The sequence below is a fragment of the Nocardiopsis prasina DSM 43845 genome (genome assembly GCF_000341265.1).
Lineage (GTDB): Bacteria > Actinomycetota > Actinomycetes > Streptosporangiales > Streptosporangiaceae > Nocardiopsis > Nocardiopsis prasina.
On record NZ_ANAE01000112.1, the window covers coordinates 1 to 8,426 of the forward strand.

Consider the following 8,426-nt stretch of genomic DNA (forward strand, 5'->3'; position numbering starts at 1 on the left):
GCTTCTACGCCCTGTGTGCGGAGAAAACGTCCCTAACCGCTGTCCCGCTGCGGACAGTTGCGCCTGGTCCCCGCCCGCAGCCAGAGGGGTACAGCCCTCGCGGGAAATGCACTGGGTAATGCATGTAGAAGGCCCCGACCGCGAGAGGGCGGATTCTAGGGGTCGTCGCAACACAGAAGGTCAGTTGCTCGTCTGAAGCAGCTTAGCCAGACGCTCGGCTGGGGTATCCCAGCCGAGCGTTTTGCGTGGGCGTCCGTTGAGCTGGACAGCGACCGCCTCCAGGTGCTCACGCGAGTGCACCGACAGGTCGGTGCCCTTGGGAAAGTACTGCCTGAGCAGGCCGTTGGTGTTCTCGTTCGAGCCTCGTTGCCAAGGGCTGGCTGGGTCGCAGAAGTAGACGGGGATGTCGGTGGCCACGGTGAACTCGTGGTGGCGGCCCAGCTCCGAGCCTTGGTCCCAGGTCACCGAACGCGCCAGATGGTGGGGCAGGGTCACCACCGTTGAGGTCAACGCCTCTTGGACCTGGTCAGCGCTGCGTCCCTGGCCCAGGTGCAGAAGCATCGTGTACCGGGTCGAGCGCTCCACCAGGGTGCCGATGGCCGAAGCGCCACCTGCTCCGATGATCAAGTCCCCTTCCCAGTGGCCAGGCACCGCCCGATCATCGACCTCCGCCGGGCGTTCGCTGATCATCACCATCGGATGAGCGAAGCGCTCCCGGCGTTGCTGGGCCTGGCGGCGGGGCTTGCGCCGGGCACGCCCCGAGCGCAGCGCGGCAGCCAACTCCCGGCGCAGCTCACCACGGCCTTGGACATAGAGCGCTTGGTAGATCGTCTCGTGGCACACGTGCAGCTCCGGCCGCTCGGGGAAGTCCCGTTTGAGCCTACGGCTGATCTGTTCCGGGCTCCACCTGTCGTTGAGCAGCTCTTGGACCACAGCACGCAGCTCGGGGTTCAGGGCGAACGTGGAGGGTTTGGGCCTGGGCCTGCGGGCCTCGGCCCGGGCCTGGGCGGCGTGGGGGCGGTAGTGGGCTTTCCCGCGCGGGTCCACGGTGGCGTTGCGGCGTAGTTCCCGGCTGATCGTGGAAGGGGATCGGCCCAGCTCAGCGGCGATGGCTCGCACACCCAGACCTTCACGGTCCAGGTCAGCGATCTGGATGCGCTCATCGCCGGTCAGGTAGCGGCTGGCAGAGACTGGCTCAGCGGTCGGGCGGGCAGGGGCAAGGGACCGTTCCTGCCCGTCTTTGGTCCGGGTGGGGCGGCCGAATCGCCAGCGGTGTCCAGTCTTGCGGTTCACGCCGACGATCCGGCACGCCTGTGTCGTACTTACTCCTTGAGCCACAAGGGCAAGATAGGCCGCCCGTTCAGCTTGGAGCTTCTTGCGGCCCTGAGGGTCCCGGCTCTTACGGATCTCGAAGTCGTCCATCGCACCCCGTCAAGTGGGGTGTTGCAACGACCACTAGAACTCAAGGAGACGGTCGGGGCCTTCTGCTGTCCAGATCTACCTACGGACGGTTCCGAGTAGTGCTGACCACTCAGTGGCCTCGAACACGAGGTGACCGTGATCGCGGTGCTGGGTGTCGCGGACGGCAGCCGCAGACGGGAGGTCTGCGACCTCAACGCAGTTCTGGTCACGGGCTCCGCTGTAGCTGGATTTGTGGAAGGTGAGCTCGTCGATGTGAGGGTGCATCTTGGGACCTCCGCTGAGGGTGGGGAACTGACTGACTCCTGCACAGTCCTGCCCGCTTCTACACCACGTGTTCGGAGGAAGCGTCCCTACCCCTGTCCAGCTGTGGACAGGGGAGTCGACCTCTCGCCTCAAGGCCGCAGAGTACGGTCAAGCCGGGAAATGCTTCTGGTGAGGCATCGAGAAGGCCCCGACCATGTGGTCGGGGCCTTCTGGGTTCGGTCTACTGAGCGACGCGAAGAAGCGCTGTCCACTCGAGGGAGGGGAAGGCCAACGCGCCGAGCTCCCTGTTCTGCGTGTCACGGACAGCCGACGTTCCAGGGGTGTCGGCTACCTCGACGCAGTCCTGGCCACGTGCACTGCTGTAGCTGGACTTACGGAAGTGCAGGTGGGATTCACTGCTGGTGAGCATCGGTGTGTCCTCTAGTCGAGCTGGTTGAGCCGTGCCTCCAACCACACCCGTGAGTCTTCGACGCTCAGCGCAGAAGCTTGGACATGGTCGAGCACGGTCTCGAAAATCGTAATCTGCTCGGTGTCTTCGACGGCCGTGCGGCGCGCTTCGGGGTGGACGCCGTCCATGCGTCACCAGCGCAACCCGGCCGTCTGGGACCATCCCCGCCTGTGCAGGGAGCGGAGTCAGGTGCTCGGGCAGTACAAGCGGCTGAGGTGTTCCTGGAGGAGGGGCGCGGGTGGCTGGGGCATGGTTCCGTCCCCAGCCTGTGGATAACCGGTCGAGAAACGTTACGACGACCGCCGCCGGGACCGCCCCAGCGGTGGGGGTCGGCTTTCGTTGCGTATTTTCGTCACGGCCGAGTTGCGTCCCCGCGACCGCCCCGTCGCAGGTCACCACTCCAACCCCCACGCCTCGGAACCGGGGGACCCGGCGCTGCGAACCCCGGACCGGGGGACAAACAGCACCCCCGACTCAGAGCGCCGGGAAGCCCACGGTGACCACCAGACCCCCCTCCGGCCGCGCCCTCGCGGTGGCCTTGGCGCCGTGGGCTGTGGAGATCGAACGGACGATGGACAGTCCGAGCCCGCTCCCGGGCCGGTCCCGGTGCAGCCGGGCCGCGTCGCCACGGTGGAAGGGCTCGAACAGCTCCTCCGCGTCACGCACCTCCGTCCCGGAGTTGGTCACCCTGAGCACCGTGCGGCCCGCCGCCGTGCGCACCCGCACCTCCACCCACCCGTCGGCGGTGTTGTAGCGGACCGCGTTCTCCACCAGGTTGCGCACCAGGTGCTCCAACAGAACCGGATCGCCGTCCACCGGAGCGGGTCCCACGTCCAACCGCAGGTCCACCCCCTCTTCCTCGGCCGCGCCCGCCTGCTGGGCGACCGCACCGTGGACCACCTCGGCCAGGTCCACCTCCTCGGTTCGCGCCAGCCCCCGATCTGACCGGGCGAGCAACAGCAACCCGCTGATCAGCGCCTCACTGCGCGCCACCGAGTCCAGCGCCCTGCGGAAGGCGGGCCGCAGGTTGTCGGGCACCCGGTCCTGTGCCAGGGGCACCTCCAGCGCCGCACGCTGCACCGACAACGGCGTGCGCAGCTCGTGCGAGGCGTTGGAGACGAACCGGCGCTGGGAGTCGAAGGCCCGTTCCAGCCGGGACAGCATCCCGTCGAAGGTGTCGCCCAGTTCCCGGAACTCGTCGTCCGGCCCGTGCAGGTCCAGCCTGCTGTGCAGGTCGTGCTCGGACAGGGTGCGCGCGGTGTCGGTCACCCGGTGCAGGCGCCGGAGCGGCCCGCCCGCGATCACCCACCCGGCCAGCGCGGCCAGCAGGGTGACGCCCAGCAGGATCAGCACCGAGTTCAGCAGCAGGTCCGACAGCACCCCCACCTGGTAGTCGTCGACCAGGACGGCCAGGGGCTCGGTCTCCTCCCACCCGGTGACCGGTGCCGCCTCGCCGGTCTGCGCGGGAACGGTCGGAGCCGGGGCGACGAGGGTCTCGGCCGGGTCGCCGTTGGGAATCACCGCCGTCGTCGACAGCTCCACCCCCCGCATCTCCAGGCTCGCGGAGACCATCGCGTAGTTGGCGGCGAGGAGCAGCGCCCCGCCGAGGGCGAAGACCCCCGTGTAGACGAGGGCGAGCTTCGTGCGCAGGGTCAGGCTGGTGAACCGGTCCAGCCAGCGTCGTGGCACGGCCATGGGAGCGGCAGCCACGTCAGATCCGGTATCCGTGGCCGGGGACGGTCTCGATCACCGCGGGCGCACCGAGCTTGCGGCGCAACCCGTGCACCACCACCTTCAGCACCCCGCTGAACGGGTCCAGGTGGGCGTCCCACACCTTCTCGATCAGGTGGGTCGCGGTCACCGGCGCCCCGTCCGCGCGCAGCAGCTCCTCCAGCACGCCCAGCTCCTTGGGGGAGAGCGCGAGCGCCCGCCCGTCCCGGGAGGCGGTCCGCCGGGTGGTGTCCAGCACCAGACCCGCCCTATTGAGCGTGGGAGGGGCGGCCGGCCGCGCCCGACGGCCCAGCGCACGCACCCGCGCCACCAGCTCCAGGTACGCGAAGGGCTTGGCCAGGTAGTCGTCGGCGCCCAGGTCGAGCCCGTCCACCCGGTCCTCCAGCCCGCCTGCGGCGGTGAGCATCAGCACCCGCGCCTGCACCCCGGGGTCCTCCGCGATCCGCAGGCACACCTGATCCCCGTGCAGCACCGGCAGGTCGCGGTCCAGGACGACCACGTCGTAGTCGTGCACGGTGGCCATCTCCAGGCCGGTGTCGCCGTCGTGGCACACGTCCACCGCCATGCCCTCACCGCGCAGCCCCTCGGCCACCGTCTCCGCCAGGTCCGGCTCGTCCTCCACCACCAGAATGCGCACGCTTCCCCCTCGCCCAGTCTCCAGCCGTCGGCGTTCCCGACTGACCAGCACTATCCGCCGCCCGGTTAGGCCGAGGTTAACCCCGCCGAACCCCCGCCTGGCCGGGGAACCGGAGGCTCGCGAACCCTGCGGACCCTAACCACCGGCTAACCGTGGTCCCGCTGACATGTGGCGTGCACCCACAAGCGGCGTCGGCGGAGAAACGGCGCCCAAACCTGGAGGACCACATGCGTTCACTGACCCTCACGGCCGTGGCCACGGCGGCGGCCGGGCTTCTGCTCACCGGCTGCGGGGCCCTCGGCGACGACGCGGCGGACTCGGAGTCCACCGAGGAGACAACCATGGAGGAGGCGATGCTGGACTACGCCGCCTGCATGCGCGACGCCGGTTTCGACATGCCCGACCCCGACCCCGACGGCGGCATGGTCGCCCTCCCCGCCATGGAGGAACCGGACGAGGAGATGCTCGCGGCCATGGAGGAGTGCGACGCGCTCCTCCCGGTCGACGAGAACGCGCCCTCCGAGGAGGAACAGTTCGAGTCCGACCTCAAGGTGGCCGAGTGCCTGCGGGAGAACGGCATCGACATCGAGGACCCCGAGCGCGGCATGGGGCTCGCTATCCCGGTCGACCCCGAGGACGACGAGCACATGGCCGCCGTCAGCTCCTGCACCGAGGAGGGCGGGCGGAGCCTGGAGCTCGAGGCCGGACCCGAGGACGACTCGTGAGCGCGGACACCGAACTCCTCCCCGAGGACGGGGCCGACGACACCGAACGGCGTCGGCCCCGGCGGAACCGGGGATTCCTGTGGCTGGCGGCGGCGCTGCTGAGCCTGGTGGTCCTGTGCGCCGGAGCGGCGGTGACGGCCTGGGGCTGGCCTCAGGGCGCCAAGGAGGAGGAGACCACCGCCCCCGGCGCCACCGCCGCCGTCGAACGCACCACCCTGCTGCGCGAGGAGCGCCTGGACGGCACCCTCGGCTACGCGGGAGCGGGGTCGTTCTTCGCCAGGTCCGACGGGGTGCTCACCTGGCTGCCCGAGGTCGGCGCCGAGCGCTCCGCCGGGCAGCGGGCCTGGGAGATCGACGGCCGTCCCGTCATCCTGCTGCGCGGGGACAAGCCCGCCTACCGGACCCTGGAGCCCGGATCCAAGGGGCCGGACGTGCGCCAGTTCGAGCAGGCGCTCGCCGAACTCGGGTACGGCGGCTTCACCGTCGACGACGAGTACACGTGGCTCACCGCCGAGGCGGTCAAACGCTGGCAGAGGGACACCGAGGGAATGGAGGTCACCGGCACGGTCGAGCCCGACCAGATCTGGTACGTCTCCGGACCGGTCCGGGTGACCGGCCACGAGGCGGCGGTCGGCGAGAGCGTGGGACCGGCGACCCCCCTGCTCACCACCGCGTCCACCCACCGAGTCGTCCGGATCGACCTCAAGGTGGGCGACCGCGACCTCGTCGACGAGGGCGACGAGGTCACCGTGGAGATGCCGGACGGCCAGACGGTCGACGGCGAAGTGGAGTCCGTGGGGGACGTGGCACAGGTGGAGGAGGACGAGTCCGGTATGGGCGGGGGTGGCTCGGCCACCGTGGAGGTACTGGTCTCCCTCGACACGGACGGCGACGGCGCCGAGGGCTTTCTGGACCAGGCGCCGGTCAAGGTCCGGGCCAAGGGGGAGTCGCGCGAGGACGTGCTCGCCGCCCCGGTCGGTGCCCTGATCGCCCTCTCCGGAGGAGGCTACGGGCTGTCCGTGGTGGGCGGCGACGGAGCGGTGAGGGACGTTCCGGTGGAGACCGGCTGGTTCTCCGACGGGCTCGTGGAGGTGACCGGCGACGGCGTCGACGCGGGCACCGAGGTGGTGGTTCCCGAATGACCGCAGTGGAGTTCACCGGGGTGAGCCGCCACTATCCGGGCGGGGTTCGGGCGCTGGACGGCGTGGACCTGAACGTCGAGCGGGGGGAGATGCTCGCGATCGTGGGCCCCTCGGGGTCGGGGAAGTCCACGCTGCTCAACCTGCTCGGCACCCTGGACGCCCCGACCTCCGGCCGCGTGCGCGTGTTCGGCCACGACGTCGGCGAGCTCACCGACGACCAGCTCTCCGCGCTGCGGGCGCGGACGATCGGGTTCGTCTTCCAGCAGTTCCACCTGGCGCCCAACGTGTACGCCGTGGACAACGTGGCCGACGGCCTGCTGTACTCCGGCGTCCCGGCCCGCACCCGCGTGCGGCGGGCCCGGCGGGCACTGGAGCGCGTGGGGTTGGCGGACCGGGCCCACCACCGGCCGCACGAGCTCTCCGGAGGGCAGAAGCAGAGGGTCGCGATCGCCCGGGCCGTGGTGGGTTCGCCGCCGCTGCTCCTGGCCGACGAGCCCACCGGGGCGCTGGACACCGCCTCCGGCGACGCCGTGATGCGGGTGCTCCGGGAGCTGAACGGGGACGGAGTCACGGTCGTGGTGATCACCCACGACCGTGAACTGGCCGCCTCCCTGCCGCGCCGCGTGGAGGTGCGCGACGGCCGTGTCGTCGCGGACTCGGGTACCTCACGGGGAGCGGGCAACCCAGGAGCCCTTGGCGTCCCACCGGCCTCGGAGAACCCCCTGGCTCCGGGCGTCGCTCCGGGCCCGGAAAGTACGTGGAGCCGGGCGGAGGCGGGCCGGTGAGGGGGCTCCTGCGGCGGTGGCGCGACCGCCGATCACCGCTCCGCCCCGCCCGGCTCTCCCTGGTCGACCGGTTGCGCACCGGATCGAGCGGGCTGCGCGCCCGGCCCACGCGCGTGGTGCTCTCCGCCCTGGGCATCGCCATCGGGATCGCCGCGATGGTCGCGGTGGTGGGGGTCTCCTCCTCCGGCCAGGCCGAACTCGAACAGCGGATCGCACGGCTCGGCACCAACCTGGTCACCGTCAGTCCGGGCGAGGACCTGTTCGGCGACGCCGCCAAGCTTCCCGAGGAGGCGCGGGGGCGGATCGACCGCATGCCGGAGGTCGAGCACACCTCACAGGTGGAGCAGGTGAGCGGGACCCACGTCTACCGGAGCGACCTCGTGCCGAGCGCGGAGTCCGGCGGTATCACCGCCTACGGGGTGGACCTCGACCTGTTGGAGGCCGTCCGCGCCGAGGTGGACGAGGGCACGTGGCTGAACGGGGCCACCTCCGACCACCCCGCCGTCGTGCTCGGCGCGTCGGCGGCCGGGCGCCTCGGCGTGGACCGGATCACCCCGGACACGCTGGTGCTGATCGGGGACACCTACTTCTCCGTGGTCGGTGTGCTGGAACGGGTGGAACTGGCGCCGGAGCTGGACAACGCCGCGCTGGTCGGCCAGCGGGTCGCCGAGGACGTGCTGGGTGCCAAGGGCGAGGCCTCCACGGTGTACGTGCGGGTCGATCCCGACCAGGTGGAGCGGGTCCGGGACGAGGTGGGCCGCAACGCCAACCCGGAGAAGCCGAACGAGGCCAAGGTGTCCCGCCCGTCGGACGCGCTGGAGGCCCAGCAGGCCGCTGACCAGACCTTCCAGGGCCTGCTGCTCGGGCTGGGCGGGGTGGCCCTGCTCGTGGGCGGCGTGGGGGTGGCCAACACGATGGTCATCTCCGTGCTGGAGCGCCGGGGCGAGATCGGCCTGCGGCGCGCCCTGGGCGCCACCCGACGCGACATCCGGGGCCAGTTCCTGGTGGAGGCGATGGCCCTGTCCGCGCTGGGCGGGGTGTTCGGGGTGCTCCTGGGTTCCCTGGCCACAGCGGGGTACGCGCTGCTGCGCGGCTGGCCGGTCTCCCTGCCCTGGTGGGCGGGGGCGGGCGCGGTGGCCGCGACGGTGGTCATCGGCGCGGTGGCCGGGATCGTGCCCGCACTGCGGGCCGCCGCACAGCACCCCACCGAAGCGCTCGGCACCGCCTGAGCCCCGGCACCGCCTGAGCCATCGGCTCCGTGAACCACGGCGG

Annotated in this window: 10 protein-coding genes; 4 read left to right on the top strand and 6 right to left on the bottom strand. The window is 71.1% G+C overall.

Features of this window, described 5'->3' with window-relative positions; genetic code table 11:
* Positions 1–180: 180 nt before the first annotated feature.
* From D452_RS0111645 to D452_RS0111670, 6 genes are all read right to left on the bottom strand, one after another.
* A complete protein-coding gene (locus D452_RS0111645; RefSeq protein WP_026129207.1) occupies positions 181–1,422 on the bottom strand; it encodes an IS30 family transposase in 1,242 nt (413 codons plus the stop codon).
* Between the two features lie 75 nt (positions 1,423–1,497).
* The gene (locus D452_RS0111650) at positions 1,498–1,686 is read right to left on the bottom strand and encodes a DUF397 domain-containing protein (RefSeq protein ID WP_017544326.1); all 189 of its coding nucleotides are present in this window, start codon (positions 1,684–1,686) and stop codon (positions 1,498–1,500) included.
* 220 nt (positions 1,687–1,906) lie between these two features.
* Positions 1,907–2,095, bottom strand: a complete 189-nt coding sequence (locus tag D452_RS0111655) for a DUF397 domain-containing protein (protein ID WP_017544327.1) — start codon at positions 2,093–2,095, stop codon at positions 1,907–1,909.
* An 11-nt stretch (positions 2,096–2,106) separates the two neighbouring features.
* Positions 2,107–2,262 carry a hypothetical protein gene (locus D452_RS30690; RefSeq protein ID WP_017544328.1) on the bottom strand — a complete coding sequence of 52 codons (156 nt, stop codon included), beginning with the start codon at positions 2,260–2,262 and terminating at the stop codon, positions 2,107–2,109.
* Positions 2,263–2,608: 346 nt separating this feature from the next.
* Positions 2,609–3,829 (bottom strand): sensor histidine kinase, encoded by a 1,221-nt coding sequence (locus D452_RS0111665; RefSeq protein ID WP_017544329.1) that lies wholly within the window; start codon positions 3,827–3,829, stop codon positions 2,609–2,611.
* Positions 3,830–3,845: 16 nt separating this feature from the next.
* The gene (locus tag D452_RS0111670; RefSeq protein WP_017544330.1) at positions 3,846–4,502 is read right to left on the bottom strand and encodes a response regulator transcription factor; all 657 of its coding nucleotides are present in this window, start codon (positions 4,500–4,502) and stop codon (positions 3,846–3,848) included.
* A gap of 227 nt (positions 4,503–4,729) precedes the next feature.
* Here D452_RS0111670 and D452_RS0111675 point away from each other — a divergent pair, with 227 nt between their 5' ends.
* From D452_RS0111675 to D452_RS0111690, 4 genes are read left to right on the top strand one after another with little or no spacing between them, the layout of a single operon-like run.
* Positions 4,730–5,227 (top strand): hypothetical protein, encoded by a 498-nt coding sequence (locus D452_RS0111675; RefSeq protein WP_017544331.1) that lies wholly within the window; start codon positions 4,730–4,732, stop codon positions 5,225–5,227.
* Positions 5,224–6,369 carry a peptidoglycan-binding protein gene (locus D452_RS0111680; RefSeq protein WP_017544332.1) on the top strand — a complete coding sequence of 382 codons (1,146 nt, stop codon included), beginning with the start codon at positions 5,224–5,226 and terminating at the stop codon, positions 6,367–6,369. Before D452_RS0111675 ends, D452_RS0111680 begins: the two co-directional genes overlap by 4 nt.
* Positions 6,366–7,154 carry an ABC transporter ATP-binding protein gene (locus D452_RS28140; RefSeq protein WP_017544333.1) on the top strand — a complete coding sequence of 263 codons (789 nt, stop codon included), beginning with the start codon at positions 6,366–6,368 and terminating at the stop codon, positions 7,152–7,154. The genes D452_RS0111680 and D452_RS28140 overlap by 4 nt, the downstream gene beginning before the upstream one ends.
* Positions 7,151–8,383 (top strand): ABC transporter permease, encoded by a 1,233-nt coding sequence (locus D452_RS0111690; protein ID WP_026129210.1) that lies wholly within the window; start codon positions 7,151–7,153, stop codon positions 8,381–8,383. The genes D452_RS28140 and D452_RS0111690 overlap by 4 nt, the downstream gene beginning before the upstream one ends.
* Positions 8,384–8,426 lie beyond the last annotated feature (43 nt).

Bases quoted from the DNA above. Each gene is read 5' to 3' on its own strand.
- D452_RS0111645 (WP_026129207.1), bottom strand. From the start codon at position 1,422: ATGGACGACTTCGAGATCCGTAAGAGCCGGGACCCTCAGGGCCGCAAG.
- D452_RS28140 (WP_017544333.1), top strand. From the start codon at position 6,366: ATGACCGCAGTGGAGTTCACCGGGGTGAGCCGCCACTATCCGGGCGGG.
- D452_RS30690 (WP_017544328.1), bottom strand. From the start codon at position 2,262: ATGGACGGCGTCCACCCCGAAGCGCGCCGCACGGCCGTCGAAGACACC.
- D452_RS0111665 (WP_017544329.1), bottom strand. From the start codon at position 3,829: ATGGCCGTGCCACGACGCTGGCTGGACCGGTTCACCAGCCTGACCCTG.
- D452_RS0111655 (WP_017544327.1), bottom strand. From the start codon at position 2,095: ATGCTCACCAGCAGTGAATCCCACCTGCACTTCCGTAAGTCCAGCTAC.
- D452_RS0111650 (WP_017544326.1), bottom strand. From the start codon at position 1,686: ATGCACCCTCACATCGACGAGCTCACCTTCCACAAATCCAGCTACAGC.
- D452_RS0111675 (WP_017544331.1), top strand. From the start codon at position 4,730: ATGCGTTCACTGACCCTCACGGCCGTGGCCACGGCGGCGGCCGGGCTT.